Annotated in this window: 18 protein-coding genes; 6 read left to right on the plus strand and 12 right to left on the minus strand. The window is 73.6% G+C overall.

The genetic code is table 11. From position 1 onward, the window contains the following. Positions 1-382: 382 nt before the first annotated feature. From ACH4D3_RS17645 to ACH4D3_RS17655, 3 genes are all read left to right on the plus strand, one after another. Positions 383-1468: an Acg family FMN-binding oxidoreductase gene (locus tag ACH4D3_RS17645; protein WP_398322951.1), complete on the plus strand. Its 1086-nt coding sequence runs from the start codon at positions 383-385 to the stop codon at positions 1466-1468. A 133-nt stretch (positions 1469-1601) separates the two neighbouring features. Then, positions 1602-2777, plus strand: a complete 1176-nt coding sequence (locus tag ACH4D3_RS17650; RefSeq protein WP_398323595.1) for an MFS transporter — start codon at positions 1602-1604, stop codon at positions 2775-2777. 53 nt (positions 2778-2830) lie between these two features. Next, complete coding sequence (locus ACH4D3_RS17655; RefSeq protein WP_398322953.1) at positions 2831-3085, plus strand: hypothetical protein; 255 nt, start codon at positions 2831-2833, stop codon at positions 3083-3085. Between the two features lie 25 nt (positions 3086-3110). On the opposite strand, the gene ACH4D3_RS17660 is transcribed toward ACH4D3_RS17655, so the two are convergent. Both ACH4D3_RS17660 and ACH4D3_RS17665 read right to left on the minus strand, forming a co-directional pair. Continuing rightward, positions 3111-4340, minus strand: coding sequence for a globin domain-containing protein (locus tag ACH4D3_RS17660; RefSeq protein ID WP_398322955.1), 1230 nt, complete (start codon positions 4338-4340; stop codon positions 3111-3113). A gap of 235 nt (positions 4341-4575) precedes the next feature. Further along, positions 4576-5040, minus strand: coding sequence for a pyridoxamine 5'-phosphate oxidase family protein (locus tag ACH4D3_RS17665; protein ID WP_398322957.1), 465 nt, complete (start codon positions 5038-5040; stop codon positions 4576-4578). 241 nt (positions 5041-5281) lie between these two features. Here ACH4D3_RS17665 and ACH4D3_RS17670 point away from each other — a divergent pair, with 241 nt between their 5' ends. Both ACH4D3_RS17670 and ACH4D3_RS17675 read left to right on the plus strand, forming a co-directional pair. Beyond that, positions 5282-5974, plus strand: coding sequence for a response regulator (locus ACH4D3_RS17670; protein WP_398322959.1), 693 nt, complete (start codon positions 5282-5284; stop codon positions 5972-5974). Positions 5975-6068: 94 nt separating this feature from the next. Beyond that, positions 6069-7796, plus strand: coding sequence for a GAF domain-containing protein (locus ACH4D3_RS17675; RefSeq protein WP_398322961.1), 1728 nt, complete (start codon positions 6069-6071; stop codon positions 7794-7796). Between the two features lie 18 nt (positions 7797-7814). Here the strand turns inward: ACH4D3_RS17675 and ACH4D3_RS17680 are convergent, their stop codons facing one another. The 6 genes from ACH4D3_RS17680 to ACH4D3_RS17705 form a co-directional block, all read right to left on the minus strand. Next, positions 7815-8273: a Crp/Fnr family transcriptional regulator gene (locus ACH4D3_RS17680; RefSeq protein ID WP_398322963.1), complete on the minus strand. Its 459-nt coding sequence runs from the start codon at positions 8271-8273 to the stop codon at positions 7815-7817. A gap of 227 nt (positions 8274-8500) precedes the next feature. Beyond that, positions 8501-9688 carry a hypothetical protein gene (locus ACH4D3_RS17685; protein ID WP_398322965.1) on the minus strand — a complete coding sequence of 396 codons (1188 nt, stop codon included), beginning with the start codon at positions 9686-9688 and terminating at the stop codon, positions 8501-8503. Beyond that, positions 9685-10338: an ankyrin repeat domain-containing protein gene (locus ACH4D3_RS17690; protein ID WP_398322967.1), complete on the minus strand. Its 654-nt coding sequence runs from the start codon at positions 10336-10338 to the stop codon at positions 9685-9687. The genes ACH4D3_RS17685 and ACH4D3_RS17690 overlap by 4 nt, the downstream gene beginning before the upstream one ends. Before the next feature lie 181 nt (positions 10339-10519). Then, positions 10520-11173 (minus strand): maleylpyruvate isomerase N-terminal domain-containing protein, encoded by a 654-nt coding sequence (locus ACH4D3_RS17695; protein WP_398322969.1) that lies wholly within the window; start codon positions 11171-11173, stop codon positions 10520-10522. A gap of 108 nt (positions 11174-11281) precedes the next feature. Further along, positions 11282-12373 carry an AI-2E family transporter gene (locus ACH4D3_RS17700; protein ID WP_398322971.1) on the minus strand — a complete coding sequence of 364 codons (1092 nt, stop codon included), beginning with the start codon at positions 12371-12373 and terminating at the stop codon, positions 11282-11284. Between the two features lie 134 nt (positions 12374-12507). Further along, positions 12508-13422, minus strand: a complete 915-nt coding sequence (locus tag ACH4D3_RS17705; protein WP_398322973.1) for a cupin domain-containing protein — start codon at positions 13420-13422, stop codon at positions 12508-12510. Between the two features lie 150 nt (positions 13423-13572). Here ACH4D3_RS17705 and ACH4D3_RS17710 point away from each other — a divergent pair, with 150 nt between their 5' ends. Next, positions 13573-14538 (plus strand): SDR family NAD(P)-dependent oxidoreductase, encoded by a 966-nt coding sequence (locus ACH4D3_RS17710; protein ID WP_398322975.1) that lies wholly within the window; start codon positions 13573-13575, stop codon positions 14536-14538. A 12-nt stretch (positions 14539-14550) separates the two neighbouring features. Here ACH4D3_RS17710 and glpK read toward each other — a convergent pair whose 3' ends face one another. The 4 genes from glpK to ACH4D3_RS17730 all read right to left on the minus strand — a co-directional run bounded on the left by glpK (position 14551) and on the right by ACH4D3_RS17730 (position 21693). After that, positions 14551-16074: a glycerol kinase GlpK gene (gene glpK / locus ACH4D3_RS17715; RefSeq protein WP_398322977.1), complete on the minus strand. Its 1524-nt coding sequence runs from the start codon at positions 16072-16074 to the stop codon at positions 14551-14553. 143 nt (positions 16075-16217) lie between these two features. Further along, positions 16218-17048 carry an ammonia-dependent NAD(+) synthetase gene (gene nadE, locus ACH4D3_RS17720; RefSeq protein WP_398322979.1) on the minus strand — a complete coding sequence of 277 codons (831 nt, stop codon included), beginning with the start codon at positions 17046-17048 and terminating at the stop codon, positions 16218-16220. A gap of 136 nt (positions 17049-17184) precedes the next feature. Next, a complete protein-coding gene (locus ACH4D3_RS17725; RefSeq protein WP_398322981.1) occupies positions 17185-20193 on the minus strand; it encodes a family 16 glycoside hydrolase in 3009 nt (1002 codons plus the stop codon). Between the two features lie 180 nt (positions 20194-20373). Continuing rightward, complete coding sequence (locus ACH4D3_RS17730) at positions 20374-21693, minus strand: DEAD/DEAH box helicase (RefSeq protein ID WP_398322983.1); 1320 nt, start codon at positions 21691-21693, stop codon at positions 20374-20376. Between the last annotated feature and the right edge of the window lie 80 nt (positions 21694-21773).

A 21773-nucleotide genomic window follows, 5' to 3' on the forward strand; every position in this document is an offset into this window, starting at 1 on the left:
CCCTGCGGACAGGGCCGGTCGGCGCAGGGCCCGGCGCGCCCCCGGGTGCATGCTGACGGTGATCGATCGGGCGCCGCCCATCGGTCCGACGCACCCGCAGGCCGCCGGCCGCTGAAATCCCCCGTCCCCGGCCGGGGCACCCGGGTTGCGTCGGGGCGCCCGCCCGGCCGGTCACGCGTCCGGCCGTCCACCACGGCCGGACGCGATCAACACCAGGGGGCTCGCCGCCAGGACGGGCGCGCGACGGAGCACCGCCCGCCGCCGCGTGGCGCGGCCGGCGGGGCCACCCGGCCCGCCGCCGGGGCCGTTCACCCCTCCCCTCGGGCACGGCGGCGACGCAGGGTGTACGGGAAACGGGCAGAGCTTTCGAGAAGGAGCCGCCATGCAGACCCGGGAAGTCGACGCCACCGCCGTCCAGACCCTGCTCGCCGCGGCCGTGGCGGCACCGTCCGTGCACAACACGCAGCCCTGGCGGTTCGGCCTCGACGCGGACAGCCGTACCGTCGAGGTGCACGCCGACCACGCACGGTGGCTCCCGGCCGCCGACCCCGGGCGGCGGGCCCAGCACCTGTCCGTGGGCGCGGCCGTCCTCAACCTCCGTCTGGCCGCCGACCACCTGGGCTGGGACCCGGTCGTCGAGCTCCTGCCCCCGGTCGGCGACCCGAGCCTCCTGGCGACCGTACGACTGGCCGAGCGTCCGCCGAACGGCGTGCGGCGGTGGCCGAACGGTGATCAGCGGCGGCCGGGCGAGCCGCCGCGGCCGGGCGGGCTGTACGAAGCCGTCGAGCGTCGGCACACCAGCCGGATGCCCTTCACCGGCCGCCCGGTGCCCGATCCCGTCGTCGCGGAGATGGTCGCCGCCGCCCGCGCCGAAGGGGCGTACCTGGACGTCCCCGACATCGTCGCGACCCGCCGCCTGCTGCGGCTGACCGCGGCCGCCGAGGCCCGCAACGCCGCCGACGCCGAGCGCGTCGCCGAGACCCGCGCCTGGCTCACCGCGCCGGGATCGGCCTCCCCGTACGGCATCCCCGCGACCGCCCTGGGACCCCGCGACGGCTCCGGGCACGTGCCGATGCGGGACTTCGCCGCCCCGCTGCCCGCGCTCGGCCGCCCGGCCCCGCGCTTCGAACGGCACGTCCAGCTGGCCCTGTTGTGGACCTCGCACGACCGGCGCCAGGACTGGCTGCGCGCCGGGCAGGCCCTGCAACGCGTGCTGCTCACCGCGACCGCGCACGGGGTGCGCACCTCGATGCTGCACCAGGCGATGGAATGGCCCGACCTGCGGGCGGCGATGAGCGGCACCCGGCAGCGCCACCACCCGCACCTGCTGATCCGGTTCGGCTACGGACCCGAGGGCGGCCGCACCCCACGCGCCACCGGGACCCCCGGCCCTCCCGCCGGGGACCCTCCGACCGCCGGCCGGGACCCCCGGCCCATGCCGCCGCACCGCCGTACGCCGCGAGGGTGATCAAGGACGAACTCCGCGACGTAAGACGGAAACGAGGACGGACGGCATGGTCCAGCAGGTGAGCGACGAGCGGGACACGGCACCACCGGAACGCACGGGCGGGTCCGGGCCCGCTCCCGGCCGGGCCTGGCCGATGCTGGCCCTGGCCACGGCCGGGTTCGCGGTCAACTTCTGGGCCTGGGCGCTGCTGAGCCCGCTCGGCCCCCGCTTCAAGGAGAGCCTGGGTCTGAGCTCGTTCGAGCAGTCGCTGCTGGTGGCGGTGCCCGTCGTCGTCGGCTCCCTGGGCCGGATCCCGGTCGGCGCCCTCACGGACCGGTACGGCGGGCGCGTCATGTTCCCGCTCGTGTCGGCGGCCACCATCGTGCCGGTGCTGTACGTGGGCCTGGCCGGGCACTCGTCCTTGGCCGCACTGCTGGTCGGCGGCTTCCTCCTCGGGATCGGCGGCACCTCCTTCGCCGTCGGCGTGCCCTTCGTCAACGCCTGGTTCCCGCCCGAGCGGCGCGGCCTCGCCATCGGCGTCTTCGGCATGGGCATGGGCGGCACCGCGATCAGCGCCCTGTCGACGGTGCGGCTCGTGGACGCCTACGGCACGGCCGCCCCTTTCCTGATCACCGCGGCGGTGCTGGCTGTCTACGCGGTGGCGTCGGCCCTGCTGCTGAGGGACGCGCCCGGACGCACCGTCCCCACCGCGCCGCTCGCCCGGAGGCTCGCCTCGACCCTGCGCCTGGGCACCACATGGCAGGCGTCCGCGCTGTACGCGGTCGCCTTCGGCGGCTACGTCGCCTTCTCCGTCTACCTCCCCACCTACCTGAAGACCGGCTACGGGCTCACCCAGGCCGACGCGGCGAACCGCATGGCCGGGTTCGTGCTGCTCGCCGTGGCGATGCGCCCGGTCGGCGGCTGGCTCTCCGACCGGGTCGGACCGGTACGGGTGGTGACCGGCACGCTGGCGGTGGTGCTGGCCGCGGCGCTCGTCCAGTCCTCGGCGCCCGCGCTGACGCCGGTCGGCACCGCCGCCTTCCTGTCCCTGGCCGCCGCGCTCGGCGCGGGCAGCGGCGCGGTGTTCGCCCTGGTGGCCCTGCTGGCCCCGGCGAACAGGCTCGGGTCGGTCACCGGCGTCGTGGGCGCCGCCGGCGGCCTGGGCGGTTTCGTGCCACCCCTGGTCATGGGCTCCCTCTACGGCACCTACGGCTCGTACGCGCTCGGCCTGCTCCTCCTCGGGGCCGTCGCCGCCGCGGCACTCACCTACACCGCCACCCGGCTGCGCCGCACGGCCACCGACCGGCCCCGCGCCGCCACCGCCGACTGACCCGCCGGGCCGTCCCGCCCGGCTCCCACCCAGCGCCCACCCGGAGGCCCCCGATGTGCGAGTACTGCGGCTGCCAGTCGCTGACCTCGATCGCCGAACTCACCCGCGAACACGACGCGGTGGTCGCGATGGCCGCCGAGTTCCCCGACCGGCTGCTGGACGCCCTCGCCCTGCTGCGCGAGCACATTCTCAAGGAACAGGACGGCGTCTTCCCTGCCGCGCCGGCGACCCTCACCACCGAGCAGTGGGAGGCCGTCGAGGCCGGGCGGGCGCGAGCAGGCAGCGCCCTGCCCCCTCCGGCCGCGTGACCGGAGGGGGCAGGGCAACGCTTCGTCAGGCCCGCGGCTCCGCCGGGTCCGCGGCGTCCGCCAGCCACAGGTCGGGGCCGAACACCTCGTAGCGGATGCGCCGGGCCGGGACACCGGCGGCGAGCAACCGGGCGCGCACCCCGCGCATGAACGGCAGCGAACCGCACATGAACACCGAAGCCCCGTCGGGAAGTTCGAGACCGGACAGGTCCATCAGGCCCTCGCGAGCCTCGGGCTCCTCCGGGCCGGGGCGCTCGTACCAGAACACGGCACGGGCGTCCGGCAGCCGCTCGACCAGTTCCCGCGTCTCCGCGCGCAGGGCATGCTCGGCGGGGGACCGGTCGGCGTGCAGGACCAGCACCGGACGGGTGGACCCCAGCGCGGCGAGGTGGGACAGCATCCCGGTGAGGGGCGTACAGCCGATGCCCGCCGAGACCAGCACGACGGGAGACCGGTCCCCGGCGTCGTCGAGCACGATGTCGCCGGACGGTGTCGACAGGGTCAGCTCGTCACCGCGGCACACGTCGCCGAACAGCAGGTTGGAGACCTCGCCGTCCGGTGCCCCGTCCGTGCCGGCGACCCGTTTGACGGTGATCCGGCGCAGCTCGCCGCCGGGCTCAGCGGACAGGCTGTACTGGCGCAACTGCCGTACCCCGTCGGGCATCAGCATACGCACGCTGACGTACTGGCCCGCCCGGGCGCGGGGCGCGGGCTTCCCGTCGGACGGGCGGATCACGAAGGACACCACGTCCGCCGTCTCCGTGCGGCGCTCCACCACCGTCCAGCGGCGCCAGACCTGGCCGGGCCGCAGCCCCGCCTCGTGGTACAGACGCGCCTCCATGGCGATCAGCGCGCCGGCCATCAGCCAGTACACCTCGTCCCAGGCAGCCGCCACCTCCGCGGTGACCGCGTCGCCCAGGACGTCGGCTATCGCGGCGAACAGGTACTTGTGCACGATCGTGTACTGGTCGTCGGTGATGCCGACGGAGACGTGCTTGTGCGCGATGCGCTCCAGCAGGGCGTCCGGACGGGTGTCCGGGTGGTCGAGCAGCGCGCCCGCGAACGCGGCGATGGAACCGGCCAGCGCCCTGCGCTGGGCGCCGCTGGCCTGATTGCCCCGGTTGAACAGCCCGTCGAGCAGTTCCGGCCGGTCGTGGAACATCGTGGCGTAGAAGCGCGAGGCGATCTCGTCGAGCGCTCCGGTCACGGCGGGCAGCGTGGCCCGGACCACGGACGCGGACTCTGCGGACAGCATGGAACCTCCCGTAAGGGGATGGGGGAGTCGATGACCGCGGCACTGGATGCGGCGGCGACTTCAGGTGTATCAGCGGGCGGCCCGCGTTTTTGCCCCGTCGCGCCCCCGGCGGCGTACGCGGGACCAACGGACGCCGGAACAGGGCCGTTGGTCCCCATCGGGCCGCCTCGCGCCGGGGCTCAAGGTCCCTGGGACAGGCCGCCCTGCGGCCCTGCCCCCGCGCCGTCGGACGGTGTCACACCGTCGGGGAGGGCCGCGCCTCGGTGAGCCGGACGCCGGTGATCAGGTCGGGGACGATCCGGATCGCGTAGTCCATCGACCGGTCCACCCAGGGGCGCAGCAGGGCCTGATAGCGGGTCAGTTCCCCGGGATCGGTGACCGGTTGCGCGTAACCGGTCACCACCACGCTCCAGCCCAGGTGCGTGTCCGGGTCGATGGAGTCGGCCTCGTAGGCGACCACGACCCCCGGATCACCGGCCTTCTGCGTGCGGGAGGTCAGGGCCGCCCCCTCGTGGGTGCGGATCACGATGTCGCCGTCGTCCAGGACGTGGTTGACCGGCCGGATCGTCGGCAGCGCCTGCCGCGTGAAGACGACCCGCCCCAGGGACACGCTGCCCAGCAGCGCGAGGGACTCCTCGGCGCCCAGCTCGATGCTGCGCCGCGGCGCCACCGGGGCCGAGGGGACGTGCTCGCAGGTCATGGCATGCTTTCGTCTCGGTCACAGGTACGGTCGCTTCATTGGAGCGCCGTCCGTGAGCCGTGCGCTAGGGCCGTTCGGCCCCCGGAACGGCTCTGCCCGGCCCGGCGCGGACCCCGCGCGCGAGACGGGGCCCGACCGGCCCTGGTCCTTCGGCCCCGGGCGCTGGAGGATCTCCGTAACAGGAGCCGCCGTCCGCACGGAGGAGCGGCTCGCCACGAGAGAGCAGACGAGGAGCATGTCGATGGCGGACACCGAGCGGCCCGGCCCCGCGGACCCGGTCCGGGTCTTCCTGCTGGACGACCACGAGGTCGTACGGCGCGGAGTGCGCGACCTGCTCGACGACGAGCCGGACATCACCGTCGTGGGGGAGGCGGGCACCGTCGAGCAGGCCCTCGTCCGGGTCCCCGCGCTCCGCCCCCGAGTGGCGGTACTCGACGTACGGCTGCCCGACGGCGACGGGGTGAGCGTGTGCCGGGAGCTGCGCTCCCGTATGCCCGAGCTGGCCTGCCTGATGCTGACCTCCTTCGACGACGAGGAGGCCCTGCTGGACTCGATCATGGCGGGCGCGGCCGGGTACGTGCTCAAGCAGATCCAGGGCTCCGACCTCGTCACCGCCGTGCGCACCGTCGCCGCGGGCCAGTCCCTGCTCGACCCCAGCGCCGCGACCCGGCTGATGGCGCGGCTGCGCGGCGAACAGGCCAGGGAGGAGGCGCCGGACGCCCTGCCGGGCCTGACCGACCGCGAACGGGAGATCCTGGCCCTGATCGGCGAGGGCCTGACCAACCGCCAGATCGGACAGCGCCTGTACCTGGCCGAGAAGACGGTGAAGAACCACATCTCCCGGCTGCTGGCCAAGCTGGGCGTCGAGCGCCGCATCCAGGCCGCGGTGATCGCCACCCAGGCGCAGGACCGGCTCCGCCAGGAAGGACACTGATCCGGAACGGACGGCACCGACCGGGGCCCGTTACCGTGGAACGAGACCGGGGTGGCCGGCTGCCGGCGCGTCGGAAGGATCTGGAGGATCACCCGTGGACAGCCCTGACCAGGCGGAAGCCCGGGTCCGCCTGCCACAGCTGCGGCTGGACGAGCTGCTGGAGGAACTCCAGGCCCGGCTCGACGCCGCCCGGGGCACGCGCGACCGGGTGCACAGCCTGCTCGAAGCGGTGCTCTCGGTGGGCCGTGAGCTGGACCTCGAACACGTCCTGCACAGCATCGTGGAGGCCGCGGCCGCCCTCGTCGAAGCGCGGTACGCCGCCCTCGGCGTGATCGGCCCCGACGGCAAGCGGCTCTCGGCCTTCCACACGGTCGGCGTCAGCGAGGAGCAGATCGCCCGCATCGGCCCCTACCCGGAGGGCCACGGCATCCTGGGTGAACTGATCCGCCACCCCGAGCCCCTGCGGCTGCCCGACCTCGCCGAACACGCCGCTTCGTACGGCTTCCCGGCGCACCACCCGCCGATGCGCACCTTCCTGGGTGTCCCCATCCGGGTCCGCGACCAGGTCTTCGGCAACCTGTACCTGACCGAGAAGCGGGGCGGGGCGCAGTTCGACGAGGAGGACGAGTCGGTCCTGTCGACGCTGGCCGTGGCCGCGGGCGTCGCCATCGACAACGCGCGCCTGTACGAGCAGTCGCGGCTGCGGGAGCGCTGGCTGCAGGCGAACGCGGAGATCACCCACAGCCTGATGTCCGGCAGCGAGCGCGGCGCCGCACTCGGCCTGATCGCGGAGCGGGCCCGGGAGATCACCGGCGCGGCCCTCGCCGTACTCACCATGCCCATGCCGGACACGGACTCCCTGGTGGTGGAGCTGGCCACCGGACAGGGCGCCGAGGACCACCGCGGTCTGGTGCTGCCCATCGACGACAGCCTCACCGGCCTGGCCTTCTCCACCGCCGAGCCGGTCCGCAGCCCGGACATCACCCGGGACGCGCGGGTGTCCGCCGCGGCCCCCCGGTTCACCGGCCTCGGACCCGCGGTGGCCGTGCCCTTCGGCGCCGCGGACGAAGGCGTGCGGGGCGTGGTGCTGCTGGTGCGGCAGGCGGGCAAGGCGGTGTTCTCCGCCAAGGAGACCGAGCCGTTGCAGGGGTTCGCCGCGCAGGCCGCCCTCGCGATGGAGCTGGCGGAGCGGCGCCGGGACGCCGAGCAGATCGCGGTGCTCCAGGACCGCGACCGGATCGCCCGGGACCTGCACGACCTGGCGATCCAGCGGTTGTTCGCCACCGGGATGACGCTCCAGAGCGCCGGCCGCCTGATCGACAACGGCTCCGCGTCGGAGCGGGTGCTGCGGGCGGTGGACGACCTGGACGAGACCATCAAGATCATCCGGTCGACGATCTTCGGCCTCCGGTCGCGCGGCACCGCCGCCGGTGCCGGGCTGCGGGGCCGTGCGGTGCGGGTCGTCGGCGAGGCGGCCCCGGTCCTGGGCTTCGCGCCCAGCCTCCGGATGGAGGGCCTGCTGGACACGGAGGTGCCCGGCCGGATCGCCGAGCACGTGGTCGCGGTGCTGTCCGAGGCCCTGACCAACGTGGCCCGGCACGCGCGGGCCGACCGGGTCGCCGTCGCCCTGGAGACCGACGGCCGCGAGGTGCGGCTGACCGTCACGGACAACGGCGTGGGCATACCGTCCGGCGGGCGCCGCAGCGGGCTGCGCAACCTGGCGGAACGCGCCGCTCAGCTGGCCGGCGAGCTGCGGCTCACCAGCCCCGCGGACGGCGGCACCGTGCTGGAGTGGCGGGCGCCGGTGCCGGACGGGGGCTGAACGCCGGGGCCCGCCGGGTCAGAGCAGCCCGCCGCTGCCGCACGGCCCGTACAGGTCGAGCAGCCGGACCCGGGCCGCGTGCAGCCGGTGGGCGACCACCTTGCCCACCCAGACGGCGACCGTGCGGCCGAACTCGGGATCGCGGGCGCACAACTCCCGCATGACGTCCGCGTCGAACTCCCAGGCGCGCACCGGGGTCGTGGCCTCGCCGCCCAGTTGCCACAGGTACGGCGGGAAGTGCCAGGACCAGCCGACGAGTTCCCCGTGCCCCAGCGTCTCGATCACCGGGGACCGGCGACCGGGGACACGCAGGTCGAGGCTGACCGTCCCGGTCCGGACGATCCAGAACCGGTCGGCACGCCGGCCTTCCTCGAAGAGGCGGGTGCCCTCCGCGACGGAGACCTCCCGCGCGACACGCATGAGGCGCTCGCGGTGGTCGCCGTGGAGGGCCGCGGACAGGGTGGTGGCAGAGGTCATCGCTCCGGCTCCTTTCGTGCGGTCACCGCGGACGGACGGCGGGGGAACCGCTCGGCGCCGCGGTCGGCCCGACGGTCCGGGACCGCCGCTCGTCCGGCCGCCGCTCGCCGTTCCCTTCGGGTGCACGCCGGGGGCTGTCGATTCCAGCGTCCCGCCGCCCGGCCCGGGACACCAGGGGCCGCTCGACCCCGGCCAGGGCCGTTCGGCCCTGGTTCGCCCCCGGGCGCTCAGCCCGCGTCCGTCCCCCTGCCGCCGTCGAGGACCGCGACGGCCAGGGGCCGCTCGCCCACCGGGATCCGGGTCACCCGGCCGGTCGCGACGTCGACGACACTCAGGCCGTTCCAGTAGCCGTCGCGGGTGAAGCCGCCCGAGACGTAGGCGGTGCGGCCGTCGGCCGAGAGGGCGACGGTCTCGTGCGGGCCCTCCAGCGGGACGACCCGCTCGTCGCCGTCGGGCGGGCGGACGGTCAGGGACGGGCCCTCGTCCTCGGACGGGTCGATCGGGCCGGTGCCCACCACGTAGAGCGTGCCGTCGGCTCCCGCCGTGACGCCGTGCTGGTGGGTGTTGGCGGTCATGTCCTCGATCCGGACCCGCCCGGTGCCGGGGTCGACCACCGCCAGGCGCTCGCCCTCGAAGGGCAGCAGCAGGGCCCCGTCGGAGGGGCGTACGGCGGTGTAGTGCGGTTTGAGCCAGGAGCCGAGGCCGCCCTCGGTGCCGTACGGGGCGACCTCGATACGGCGCGCCGTCCAGTCGCCGGTGTCGACGACGCTCACGTCGAACGAGTCGTGGTTGGTCGCGTAGACCTGCCGGCCGTCGCGCGAGACGTCGACGTCGAACGGGCGGCGGCCGACCGGGACCACCCGCGTCACCTCCCGCCGCTTCGTGTCGACGACCTCCAGGGTGCCCTTGCCGCCGGGGACGTTGACCCCGACGTAGACACGGCTGCCGTCGGGGGACAGGGCGATGCCCATGCCGCCGCCCCGGTACTCGCCGGTCGTCACCGGGCCCGTGCCCGTCCGGTAGGGGATGAGGGCGGTGCGCTCGCGGGTACGGGTGTCCACGGCGGCCACGCCCTCCGCGGTCGCCACCCACGCCGTGCCGTCCTCGCCCAGCACGATCCCGTACGGCGCCGTCCCGACCCGTACCGAGCCCAGGTCGGCCGCCTCGCCCCGTCCGGCGGGGTCGACGAAGCTGACGGTGTCGGCGCCGAAGTCCGTGACCAGCAGGGCGCCTTGGGGTGTGCGTGCCGAGGTACCGCCGGAGTCGGAGCCGGGGGTGTGCTGGGCCGTGGTGCCGGGCGGGGCGGACACCGGGGACGCGGCCCCGTCGCCGCCGTCGTCCGACGCGCATCCGGCCAGCGTCGCGGTGACGGCGGCCAGCGCGGCGAGGCGGCCCGCGAGGGAACGCCGAGTCACCGCCCGCCACCCTCGGTGCGAGGGTCGTCGCCGCCCTGCGGCTCGGCCCGCCGCAGCAGGTCCGCGATGGCGTCGAAGCCCCTGCGTTCGGCGTGGGCACGGGCCGTGACACCGTCGCCGTCCGGCAGCGCGGGGTCGGCGCCCGCGGCGAGCAGGGCCGCCACGACGTCCTGGTGCGCGCGGTCGCCGTCGCCGAGGACGACCGCTTCGAGGAGCGCCGTCCAGCCGAGCCGGTTGACGTGGTCGACGTCGATGTCCGTCTCCGCGAGCACGGCGCGTACGTAGGCCACGTGGCCGCGTTCGCTCGCCGGGATCACCGAGACGCCGCCGAAGCGGTTGGTCAGCGTGACGTCCGGACCGCCGGGCAGCAGCGCCCGCATCATCGCGACGCTGCCCGTGACCCCGGTGACCAGCCACGCGCTGTCGTCCCGTGCGTCCTGCGCGTCGACGTCCGCACCGGCCGCGACCAGGACCTCGGCGACCGCGACCCGGTCGGCCAGGGCCGCCAGGAGCAGTGGCGTGCGGCCCTGTTCGTCGCGCAGTTCCCGGTCGGCGCCGGCCCGCAGCGCGGCCCGGGCGGCATCGGCGTCGCCGCGGCGAACGGCGTCCGACAGGGCGAGGTCGGCGGGGGTGGGTGGCTTGGCGGTCATGGTGGGACGGCTCCACGGTGTCGGGGACGTGTTCCTCCATGCTGGACCCGCGGGGCGTCGGCAGGCGTCGACGCACCGGCTCCGCTCCGCCCGCCGGACGGACGACCGCCCTGTCGTCCGATCGGACGACCCGCCGGACGACTCCCGGGCCTCCTTCGGCGGCGGGGCCCGGACACGCCAGTCAGCCGACCGGAAACGGGAGCCGCGCCGCCAGCTCGCCCAGCGCGGCCGTCTCCGCCGGGGTCGGCGTCCGGCGTCCGGTGCCGATCAGCAGCGCGTCCCGGTCGGTGAACGCGGTGGGGAACGCCGTACCGACGACCCCTTCCAGCAGCTCCCGCGAGCGCCCGAGCCCCGCCGCGGGCGGCGGCGCCGCATCCGGGAGGTGCGCGATCAGGTCGAGGTGGTGCAGGGACCACTCCAGTACGTACGCGCAGAGGTAGTCGCCCGCCGTGAGCACCTGGCCCTGGGTGCCGACCCGGCCCGCGGGGTCCGCGAGCGCGGCGGCGCGCCCGGCGGCGGAACCGACGTCGTCCAGGTGGAACTTGAGCAGCCCCGGCTGCTCGTAGGCGGCGGCCAGCCGGACGGTCAGCGCGTCGAGCGGGTCGTCCCCGGTCGGGGGCTCGACGACCTGCCAGTAGGTCACCGCGTCCCGGGTCGGCTCCTCGGCGGTCGGGGTGGCCAGGGTGATCAGGACGTCCTGGGCGTCGACGACCAGGTGGCACACCAGGTCCCGGACGAGCCAGCCGGTGCACCCGGACGGCCGGGCGAAGTCCTCGTCGGAGAGGCCGGCGACCGCGGCGAGCAGGGCCGACCAGGAGTCGGAGAAGAGATCCACGCCCGCCAGCCAACACCACCGCCCGCCCGGTCGCGACCCAATTCGCGCGAGGGGCCCGTCATCGACACCGGAGGAACCGTCGTCGACACGGGGGAACCGTCCGTCGGCTCAGCCGTCGGCGACCGCGGCATCCTCGGGAGGTCCTGTCAACTGCTCGCGCACGTAGTTCCACACCACCGCGATCAGCGCGGCGAGGGGTACGGCGAGCAGGCTGCCCACGATCCCGGACAGGCTGCCGCCCAGCGTCACCGCCAGCAGGATCACCGCCGCGTGCAGACCGAGGCCCCGGCTCTGGAGGATGGGCTGGAAGACGTTGCCCTCCAACTGCTGCACCACCACGATGATCGCGAGCACGATGAGCGCGTCGGTCAGGCCGTTCGACACCAGGGCGATCAGCACGGCCACGAAGCCCGCGAACAGCGCGCCCACGATGGGCACGAACGCGGACACGAAGGTCAGGACCGCCAGCGGCAGCACCAGCGGTACGTCCAGGATCCACAGGCCGAGGCCGATGAACACGGCGTCGAGCAGCCCCACCAGGGCCTGCGACCGGACGAAGGAGCCCAGGGTCTCCCAGCCCCGCAGGGCGACGACCGGGACGTCGGTGGCCAGTCGGCCGGGGAGCTGGCGGGCCAGCCAGGGCAGGAACCGCGGCCCGTCCTTGAGGAAGAAGAACATCAGGAAGACGCCGAGAACGGCCGTGATCAGGCCGTTGACCACCGCGCCCACGCCCGTGGCCACCGCGGTGGTGATGCTGCCGACGCTGTCCTGGATGCGTGCCACCGCCGAATCCATCGCACCGGTGATCTCGTCGTCACCGATGTTCAGCGGCGGTCCCGCGGCCCACTCGCGCAGCCGCTGGATGCCCTCGACCACGCCGTCGGTCAACTCGTCGGTCTGGGAGGACATCGGCACGGCGATCAGCGCCACGATGCCCAGGACGACCAGCAGGAACGCCACCGTCACCACCGCCGCGGCCAGGGCCGGACGCCAGCCGTGCCGCCGCAGGAAGCGGGCCGGAGGCCACGTCAACGTGGTCAGGAGCAGACCGACGAGCAGTGGCCACACCACCGACCACATACGGCCGAGGACCCACAGGGTCACCGCGAGCATGACGAGTATCAGCAGCAACTCGCCCGAGACGCGCGCGCTGGTGCGCAGCGCGGCCCGGGTTCTCGCCGCGCTCAATCCGGCAGACATGTGATCACCTTAAGGGGACGCCCGTACGAGGGAGCCGCCGGTCCAGTATTTCCGAGGTGTGCGGCGTGCGCGGTGAGTTGACGGCGAAGCGTCCGCACCGCGTCGGTCGTGGCGCCGGGCGGACAGATCGTCGGTCAGCCCGTCCGGTGCCGGTTGCGGTACGCGCGCGGAGAGCTGCCGGTGACCCGTTTGAAGGCGGAGCTGAGCGCGCTCTCCGAGCCGTATCCGACGGCGCCGGCGATCGCGGCGAGGGTGTCCGTGCCCCCGCGCAGGCGCGCGGAGGCCAGTTCGATGCGCCAGTGGGTGAGGTAGTCCAGCGGTCCCTGGCCGACGGTGTCCTTGAACCGTGCCGCGAGGGTCGAGCGGGAGACGGCGCAGACCTGCGCCAACTCGGCCACCGTCCAGGGGTGTTCGGGTGCGGTGTGCATCGAGGTCAGGGCGGTGGCCACGACGGGGTCGGCGAGGCCGGTCGTCCACCCCGACCCGGTGCGCGGCTCCCGGGCGAAGTGCAGGCGCAGTACGTGGACCAGCATGACGACCGCGAGGTGCCGCGCCACCAGCGACGACCCCATGGGGCGCCGTCGCAGCTCCTGGTCGATCTGGTCGAGCGCCCACCGCAGGGCGTCGGCCTCCCCGGAGCCCGCCGGTACGTGGACGACCGGGGGGAGGGAGTCCAGCAGCAGGGCCCGGGCCCGGTCGCCGAACGAGAAGCGCCCGCCGACGAGGAGGACCTCCTCGCCCTCTCCGGTGCGCGCCACCCCGTTCTCGGCGCCCGCGAAGACCGTTCCGGCGTCCACCGGAACGGCGTCGGCGTCGCTGGACAGCGTGAACTCCAGCGGCCGGGTGAGCAGGTAGCAGTCGCCCTCGGCCAGCTGGACCGGCTCGTCGCATCCCGCGACGGTGAGCCGGCAGCCGCCGCGCCGGACGGCGTTGAACTTCACGCCGTCCGGCGCCTCGAAGCGCACCGCCCACGAGCCCCCGGCCACGAGACCGGCGGACAGATGGCTCCTGGTGTCGAGGAGGGAGAGCACGTCCTCGAGCGGATCCATCGCGATTCCTTTCCCGAGCCCCGAGCCATGAGCCATAACGAAGGGTCTGGAGTGTGGAGCAAGTTTTCTGGACGGTTCAGTATAGCCAGTCCGGAATCCTCTTCGTACGTTGGTGGGGTGAGCACCGTACGCAACAGGAAAGCCACGATCGTGAACGACACCCCCCGCCTCACCACCCCCTTCCACTCGCACGCCACCGCCACCGAGGTGATCGACGGCGTGGACCTCGACGGCCGGCGCGTGATCGTCACCGGCGGTGCCTCCGGCATCGGCGTCGAAACCGCCCGTGCCCTGGCCGCCGCCGGGGCCGAGGTCACCGTCGCCGTCCGGAACCCGGCCGCGGCGGAGCCGCTCGTCCGCGAGGTCGCCGCCGCGCCGGGCCCGGGCTCGGTACGGGCGGCGGCGATCGACCTCGCCGACCTCTCCTCGGTGGCCGCCTTCGTACGGGGATGGCAGGGGCCGCTCGACGTCCTGGTGGCCAACGCCGGCGTGATGGCGCTGCCCGAGCGCCGGATCACCGCCGAGGGCTGGGAACTCCAGCTGGCCACCAACCACCTGGGCCACTTCGCCCTCGCCCTCGGACTCCACGGGCAGCTGCGGGCGGCCGGTTCCGCCCGCGTCGTGGTGGTCAGCTCGGGCGCGCACCGCAGCGCGGCGTTCGACTTCGACGACCCGCACTTCGCGCGCCGCCCCTACGACCGCTGGGCCGCCTACGCCCAGTCCAAGACCGCCGACGTGCTGTTCGCCGTGGGCGCCCGCCGCTGGCTCGCCGACGGCATCACCGCCAACGCGCTCAACCCCGGCTGGATCAGCACCAACCTCCAGCGGCACGTCGACGACGCGACGATGCGGGCCCTGGGGGCGATGGACGACGACGGGAACATCATCGAGCGGCCCTACTACAAGACGCCCCTCCAGGGGGCCGCGACCTCCGTGCTGCTGGCCGCGTCCCCGCTGGTGGAGGGCGTCACGGGGCGCTACTTCGAGGACAACCGGGAAGCGCGGACGGTCACCGGCGGGGACGGGGAACAGGCCGGCGGCGTAGCTCCGCACGCGCTCGACCCGCACGCCGCGGACCGTCTGTGGGAGTACGCCGCCGGGACCGTCGGCCGGTGATCCGCCCCGGTGTCAGCTTTCCGGGACCTTGACCCAGTCGAGCGTGCGCTCCACCGCCATCTTCCAGCCCGCGTAGCCCTGCTCGCGCCGCTCCTCGGACCACTGGGGCTCCCAGCGCCTGGACTCGCTCCAGTGGGTGCGCAGTTCGTCGGTGTCCCGCCAGAATCCCGTGGCCAGCCCCGCCGCGTAGGCCGCGCCGAGGGCGGTGGTCTCCGCGACGACGGGGCGGCTGACGGGGACGCCGAGGACGTCCGCCTGGATCTGCATGCACAGGTCGTTGGCGGTCACCCCGCCGTCGACCCTGAGCACGTCCAGATGGACCGAGGAGTCCTGCTCCATGGCCACGACGACGTCGCGGCTCTGGTAGCAGATGGCCTCCAGCGTCGCCCGGGCCAGGTGCGCGTTGTCGTTGTACCGGGCGAGGCCGACGATGGCGCCCCGCGCGTCGGAGCGCCAGTACGGGGCGAACAGTCCGGAGAAGGCGGGGACGAAGTACATCCCGCCGTTGTCCTCGACGGTGCGGGCGAGTTCCTCGCTCTCGGCCGCGGTCTTGATGATCTTCATCTGGTCGCGCAGCCACTGCACCGCGGACCCGGTCACCGCGATGGAGCCCTCCAGCGCGTAGACCGGCGGGTTGTCGCCGAACTGGTAGGCCACGGTGGTCAGCAGGCCGTGCTGGGAGCGGACCAGTTCGGTGCCGGTGTTGAGGACCAGGAAGTTGCCGGTGCCGTAGGTGTTCTTGGCCTCGCCGGGCGAGAAGCAGACCTGCCCGACGGTCGCCGCGTGCTGGTCGCCCAGCACCCCCGTGATGGGCACGGCGGCGCGCAGCGGCCGGGAGGTCCGGGTCGTGCCGAACGCCTCGGGGTGCGAGGAGGGATTGATGGTGGGCAGCATGCCGCGCGGGATGCCGAAGAAGCCCAGCAGCTCGTCGTCCCAGTCGAGCGTCTCCAGGTTCATCAGCATGGTGCGGCTCGCGTTGGTCACGTCGGTGGCGTGGATGCCGCCGTCGGGGCCGCCGGTGAGGTTCCACAGGACCCAGGAGTCGGTGTTGCCGAACACCGCGTGCCCCTGCTCCGCGGCCTCGCGGACGCCGTCGACGTTCTCCAGGATCCACTGGATCTTCCCGCCGGAGAAGTACGTCGCGGGCGGCAGCCCGGCCTTGCGGCGGATGACGTCGCCCCGGCCCGACCGCTCCAGGTTCGCCGCGATGGCGTCGGTGCGGGTGTCCTGCCACACGATGGCGTTGTAGTAGGGGCGGCCGGTGCGCGGGTCCCAGACCACCGTGGTCTCCCGCTGATTGGTGATGCCGATGGCCGCCAGGTCCGTCCCCGACAGACCGCCGTTGCGCAGCGCGTTCTGCATCACCGAGTTGGTGCGCTCCCAGATCTCCACCGGGTCGTGCTCGACCCACCCGGAGCGCGGGAGGATCTGCTCGTGCTCCAGCTGGTGCTTCGCGACCTCGTTGCCCCCGTGGTCGAAGATCATGAACCGGGTGCTGGTGGTCCCCTGGTCCACCGCGCCGATGAAGTCCGCCATGTTCGCTCCGTCTCTCCGGCCGGTGTCGGTCCTGGTTCGGGCACCTCCTCGGACAGACTAGGACGGGTTACGGCAATCCGCACATAAAGGGCATGGGGGGCGCCGTGGCTGCCGGTGACGGCGGCGCCGCCACCGGCCGTGGGTCAGGGCGCGATCGGCAGCCGGCGCTTGTGGTCGGTCTGCCGGTAACGGGTGACGATCGTCTGGAAGGTCTCCTCCTTCACCGGCTTGCCCTCCAGGAAGTCGTCGATCTCCTCGTAGGTGACTCCGAGGGCGTCCTCGTCGGCCTTGCCGGGGTCGAGGGTCTCCAGGTCGGCCGTCGGGACCTTCCGGACCAGCGCGGCGGGCGCGCCCAGCGCGTCCCCGACCGCGCGCACCCGGCGCTTGGTGAGGCCCGTCAGCGGTACGACGTCGGCGGCGCCGTCGCCGAACTTGGTGAAGAAGCCGGAGACCGCCTCGGCCGCGTGGTCGGTGCCGACCACCAGGCCGTCGTGCGCCCCGGCCACCGCGTACTGCGCGATCATGCGCTGCCGGGCCTTGATGTTGCCGTGCACGAAGTCCTGGTGGTGGGGGTCCCGGAAGGCCACGTCGGCGGCGAGCAGGGCGTCGAGCGCCGCGTCGCTCGCGGGCTTGATGTCGACGGTCAGCACCCGGTCGGGCCGGATGAAGGAGAGCGCCCGCTGGGCGTCGTCCTCGTCGGCCTGGACCCCGTGCGGCAGCCGCATCGCGTAGAAGAGCGCCTCGTGTCCCGCGGCGCGGGCCCGCTCCACGGCCAGCTGGCACAGCCTGCCGGCGGTGGTCGAGTCGACCCCGCCGCTGATCCCGAGCACGAGGGCGCGCAGACCCGTGGAGGTCAGTCGCTCGGCGAGGAAGGCCACCCGGCGCTCGATCTCCCGTTCCGCGTCGAAGGTCTCCGCGACCTCCAGTTCCCGGGCGATCTCCTTCTGCAGGGCGATGGACGCCGGCTCGCTCAATTCCGCTCCTTGTTCGACGGGCAGGGTGTTCCTCGATTCACCCTACCCAGCGGCGGCGGGGCACCGGTCCACCCCTCGGATCCGGGGAGCGGGAGGTGCGGGGCGGCCGTCAGGAACCGCCCCGCACGCCTGAGGGTCAGTCCAGCGGTTCGATCCGGATGTCGCGGAACCGGACCTTGTTCCCGTGGTCCTGCAGCCGGATCGCCCCGGCGGCCGGTGTCTCGGCCCGGCCCGCCGCGGTGGGCCCGTCGAGGGCGACGTTGTCGTGGACCGTCTCGCCGTTCCACACCACCGTCACCCGCGCGTCGGCGGTCTTGGCGCCGTTCTCGTCGAAGCGGGCGGCCCGGAAGACGATGTCGTACGTCTGCCAGGTCTCCGGGGCCGTCGCCGCGTTGGTGTCGGGTGCCTTCTTCAGGTAGATCGCCCCGGCCTCGTTGGTGTCCGGGGTGGTGTCGCCGTAGGAGTCGAGGATCTGCAACTCGTAGCGGTCCTGGAGGTAGATGCCGCTGTTGCCGCGGTCCTGGCCGGTCACGTCGTCCGGCAGCAGCGGCACCCGGAACTCCACGTGCAGCCTGAAGTCCTGGTAGGCGTCCTTGGTGCGGAGGTCGCCGCAGCACACCTCCATCGACCGCTCCTCGGTCAGAGGCCAGGCCGCCTTCCGTCCGTCCGTGTGCTGCCACTGCTCCTGCGAGGCGGCGGTGCCGTCGAACAGGGCGACCCGGGCGCCGTGCGGGCGCACGGTGATCAGGTCGAGGTTGACGTGGCCGGTGTCGCCGGGGTCGTAGCGGTAGGAGACCGTGTTGTGACCGGCCCGCAACCGTACGCTCTCGGTGCGCGTGGACCAGGTGTCCCAGTCCCCGGTGGACGGGAGCCGCGTCTGGCGCACCTTCTTCCCGCCCGCGTACAGGGAGAGCGACTTGGTGCCCTCGAAGGGGTTCGGGCCGTTGGAGTAGCGCAGGCCCACGTCGTAGGTGCCGGTCTTCGGGACGGTCACGTCGAACGTCGTGGTGACCTCGCCCTCGGTGGCGTAGCGGTCGACGAAGCCGCTGCCGGAGTAGCCGACGTGGTCGGTGTTGATGCCCGCCTTCCCCGTCAGCCGCGCCTCCTCGGCCTCGTACAGGGTGGCGGCCGGCGGCTGCTTGCCGGGCATCTCGTTGAGCGTGTACCAGGCCTCGGTGCTCCAGAGCGTCTCACCGGAGGCCGAGGTGAAGGGGCGCGGGGAGCGCACGTGGACGACGCGGTCCGGCTTCAGGCCGTCCAGCCGCAGCCGCACGGTGCGGCCGTCGTCCGAGAGCGTCGCGGACCGCACGGCCAGCTCCTCCTCGGCGATCTTCGGGCCGCCGTAGTCGCCGGTCGGCGTGTAGCGCCACTGCTGGGCCTCGTAGCGGGAGGCCAGCTCCGCGGCCGTCTCCTCGGACACCGGCTGGGTGTACGTCAGGTCGAAGCCGCCGGGCACCGCCCGCATCTTCTGGACGTCGAAGGTGTTGCCCCCGTTCGGCGTCAGCTTCTGCAGGCCGAACTTCAGCTTGCCCTCCTGCCCCCAGTTGCCGTCGGCGCCCAGGCCGCCGGTGTAGATCGCGCCGTCGGGGCCCATGGAGACCCGGTTGACACCCGCCTCCAGGCCCTGCGTGTAGCGGAAGACGGCACCCTGGTACTGGCCCTTCACCTTCTCCAGGTAGGCACGCTGGAGACCGCCGTAGGTGACGTCGCCGATCAGCATCTGGCCCGCGAACCTGCCCTCGGTGAGGTACAGCGGGGTGGAGGGCGAGTTGCCGATCTCGTTCTGCGGCAGCCACAGCACCGGCTCGGTGACGGGGGAGTCCTCGAAGGGCCCGGCGGGCTTCGTGTAGTGGTTGAAGAAGCGGTCCTGCTTGATCTGGACGAGCTTCGAGGCGGGCAGCCAGCCGCCCTGGTTGTCGGTGGCGAACAGACTGCCACCCGGGCCCCAGCCGATGCCGTTGGGCGTGCGCAGCCCGCCCGCGATCGGGCTGATCTTCCCGGTCTTCTTGCTGACCTTGTACGTCGTCCCGCGGTTCGGCGCGGGCTGCGGGGTGGTGGTGGCGCCGCCGAGGTCGATGGCGACGGAAAGGTTCACGTAGAAGTAGCCGTCCCGGTAGAGCAGGCCGAACGCGAACTCGTGGAAGTTGCCGCCGTAGGGCCAGGTGGCGACCGTGCGGTACTCGTCGGTCACGTCGTCGCCGTCGCTGTCGACCAGCCGGGTCAGCTCGTGCTTCTGCGAGACGTAGAGCGAACCGTCCACGTACTTGATCCCCATCGGCTCGCGCAGCCCGCTCGCCACCTTCTCGACGGTGACCTTGTCGCGGCTGGTCTCACCGGTGACGTTGTCCAGGAGGTACACCTCCCCGGCAACGTTGTCGGTGCCGCCCCAGGTGCTGATCGCCAGGCGCCCGTCGGGCAGCCAGTCCATGCCGGTGACCTGCGGTTCGAAGCCCTCGGGGCGCAGATCGGTGAGGTCGAGGTCGGGGCGCACGGAGGTCAGCGGCAGACCGTCGCCGGGGGTGTCGCGCCCGGCCTCGCACTCCTTGCGGCCCGGCGCCGTCACCCGGACGACCCCGGCGTCGGTGCTCAGCGCCTCGGTGGGCACGACGGTGAACCCGCTCTCGCCGGGCGGCATCCAGGACAGCTGCAACTGCTGGCCGCCGCCGCGGTCGAAGTGCTCGATGCGCAGCGGGTGCGCTCCGGCGGTGAGCTGGACCGTGCCGTCCTTGGGCTCCGCGCCGTGCAGCCCGTCGTGGTCGATCACCGTGGCGTCGTCCAGGGTCAGCCGGGAGCCGTCGTCGCTGACGAGCCGGAACACGTAGGTGCCGTCACGCGGCGCCACCAGGTAACCGGACGCCTGGGAGACGAAGTTGTCGGCGATGCCGCCGAAGTCGGCGGTGGTGGACCAGTCGACCGTCGGCATCAGCTCGTCGTGGTTGGGGGTCTGGCCCGGCTTGAGGGTGCACAGCTCGTTCAGCGGCGTCTGGACGTCGAACACGCGCAGCGTGACGCCGGGTTCCTGCGGCGGGATGTCGGCGGGGGCCGCCGAGGACGCCGGGGCGGCCCAGGCGCCGCCGAGCGCGACGGCCGACGTCAGCAGGAGGATGAGGTGTCTTCGGGCACGCGAGAACAGCCGTGGGTGCATGGGTCCTCCGGGTGGTGGGGACCGGACCGTGCCGGATATCGCTCCGGTCTTGTGCGATGTGACGGACGTTCCGCCGCCAAGGTAGGAGACTTCCGCTTGACATGTCCATACTTTGTCATCGGCGTGTTCAAAGTCCCCGCCGTCAAGTCCCGGGCCGGCGGGGTGTGTTCACCCGTCGGCTCAGCGGCCCCTGCGCACCCGGGCCGCCGCGCGTGCCTCCGCGGCCCGGCGCGCCTCGACGGCCTTGCGGGAGCCCTTCGCGGCGCCGGCCGGACGGGTGCCCATCCCGCGGAAGGGGGCGTTGCCGCTCTCCTTGCCCCGCCCGGCCGGCGGGCGCTTCGCGCCGGTGAGGTCCGTCAGCTTCTGCTCGCCCGACCGCACCGGGGTCACCGTCGGCCGGATCCCGGCCTCGGACATCATCCGGTTCACCTCGCGCCGCTGGTCCGGGGTGACGAGCGTGACCACGCTCCCCGCCCGGCCGGCCCGCGCCGTACGCCCGCCGCGGTGCAGGTAGTCCTTGGCGTCGGCCGGCGGGTCGACGTTGACGACGAGATCGAGGTCGTCGACGTGGATGCCCCGCGCCGCGACGTTGGTGGCCACCAGCACGGTGACCCCGCCCTCGACGAACCGGGCGAGGGTGTGGGTGCGCTGCGGCTGCGACTTCCCGCTGTGCAGGGCGCCCGCGGACACTCCGGCGTCCCGCAGCTGCCGGGTGAACCGGTCGACCCCGGCCTTGGTGTCGAGGAACATCAGCACCCGGCCGTCGCGGGCGGCGATCTCGGTCGCGGTCGCGTACTTGTCGGCCGGGTGGACGGTCAGCACGTGGTGCTCCATCGTGCTCACCGAGGCCGACGCCGGGTCGACCGACACGGGGACCGGGTCGTGGAGGTGGTCCCGCACCAGCCGGTCGACGTCGCCGTCGAGGGTGGCCGAGAACAGGAGCCGCTGCCCGTCGGATGGGACCTGGTCCAGGATCCCGGAGACCTGCGGCAGGAACCCCAGGTCGCACATCTGGTCCGCCTCGTCCAGCACCGTGATCCGCACCTGGTTCAGGTGGCAGTCCCGGCGGGAGACCAGGTCGGTCAGCCGGCCCGGCGTGGCGACGACCACTTCGGCGCCGTCGCGCAGCGCCTGGATCTGCCGGTTGATCGACAGCCCGCCGACGACCGTGGTCAGGCGCACGCCCAGCGCCCGCGCGTACGGCGCCAGCGCGTCGCTCACCTGCTGGGCCAGTTCCCGGGTGGACACCAGGACGAGGGCCAGCGGCCGCTTCGACTCCGCGCGCCGGCCCGCGGTCCTGGCGAGCAGGGCGAGCCCGAAGGCCAGCGTCTTGCCCGAGCCGGTCCGGGCCCGGCCGAGGACGTCGCGCCCGGCCAGCGCCTCGGGCAGGGTCGCCGCCTGGATCGGGAACGGCCGTGTCACCCCGAGGGAGGTCATCGTCTCCACCAGCACGGGCGGCAGTCCGAGGCCGTCGAAGGATGCGGTCGGCTTCGCGTTCATGGGGGACCTTTCTGATCAGGCGCCCGGAACGCGACCGGGTCCGTACCCCTCGGTACGGACCCGGGCGCCTCGAAGCGTGC

This window comes from Streptomyces sp. NPDC018026, assembly GCF_044327745.1.
Taxonomy (GTDB): Bacteria; Actinomycetota; Actinomycetes; order Streptomycetales; family Streptomycetaceae; genus Streptomyces; species Streptomyces rubrogriseus.

Coding starts and splice junctions, on each gene's coding strand:
- ACH4D3_RS17725 (WP_398322981.1), bottom strand. CDS start 20,193: ATGCACCCACGGCTGTTCTCGCGTGCCCGAAGACACCTCATCCTCCTG.
- ACH4D3_RS17645 (WP_398322951.1), top strand. CDS start 383: ATGCAGACCCGGGAAGTCGACGCCACCGCCGTCCAGACCCTGCTCGCC.
- ACH4D3_RS17650 (WP_398323595.1), top strand. CDS start 1,602: ATGCTGGCCCTGGCCACGGCCGGGTTCGCGGTCAACTTCTGGGCCTGG.
- ACH4D3_RS17660 (WP_398322955.1), bottom strand. CDS start 4,340: ATGCTGTCCGCAGAGTCCGCGTCCGTGGTCCGGGCCACGCTGCCCGCC.
- ACH4D3_RS17700 (WP_398322971.1), bottom strand. CDS start 12,373: ATGTCTGCCGGATTGAGCGCGGCGAGAACCCGGGCCGCGCTGCGCACC.
- ACH4D3_RS17730 (WP_398322983.1), bottom strand. CDS start 21,693: ATGAACGCGAAGCCGACCGCATCCTTCGACGGCCTCGGACTGCCGCCC.
- ACH4D3_RS17655 (WP_398322953.1), top strand. CDS start 2,831: ATGTGCGAGTACTGCGGCTGCCAGTCGCTGACCTCGATCGCCGAACTC.
- glpK (WP_398322977.1), bottom strand. CDS start 16,074: ATGGCGGACTTCATCGGCGCGGTGGACCAGGGGACCACCAGCACCCGG.
- ACH4D3_RS17670 (WP_398322959.1), top strand. CDS start 5,282: ATGGCGGACACCGAGCGGCCCGGCCCCGCGGACCCGGTCCGGGTCTTC.
- ACH4D3_RS17705 (WP_398322973.1), bottom strand. CDS start 13,422: ATGGATCCGCTCGAGGACGTGCTCTCCCTCCTCGACACCAGGAGCCAT.
- ACH4D3_RS17680 (WP_398322963.1), bottom strand. CDS start 8,273: ATGACCTCTGCCACCACCCTGTCCGCGGCCCTCCACGGCGACCACCGC.
- ACH4D3_RS17690 (WP_398322967.1), bottom strand. CDS start 10,338: ATGACCGCCAAGCCACCCACCCCCGCCGACCTCGCCCTGTCGGACGCC.
- ACH4D3_RS17665 (WP_398322957.1), bottom strand. CDS start 5,040: ATGACCTGCGAGCACGTCCCCTCGGCCCCGGTGGCGCCGCGGCGCAGC.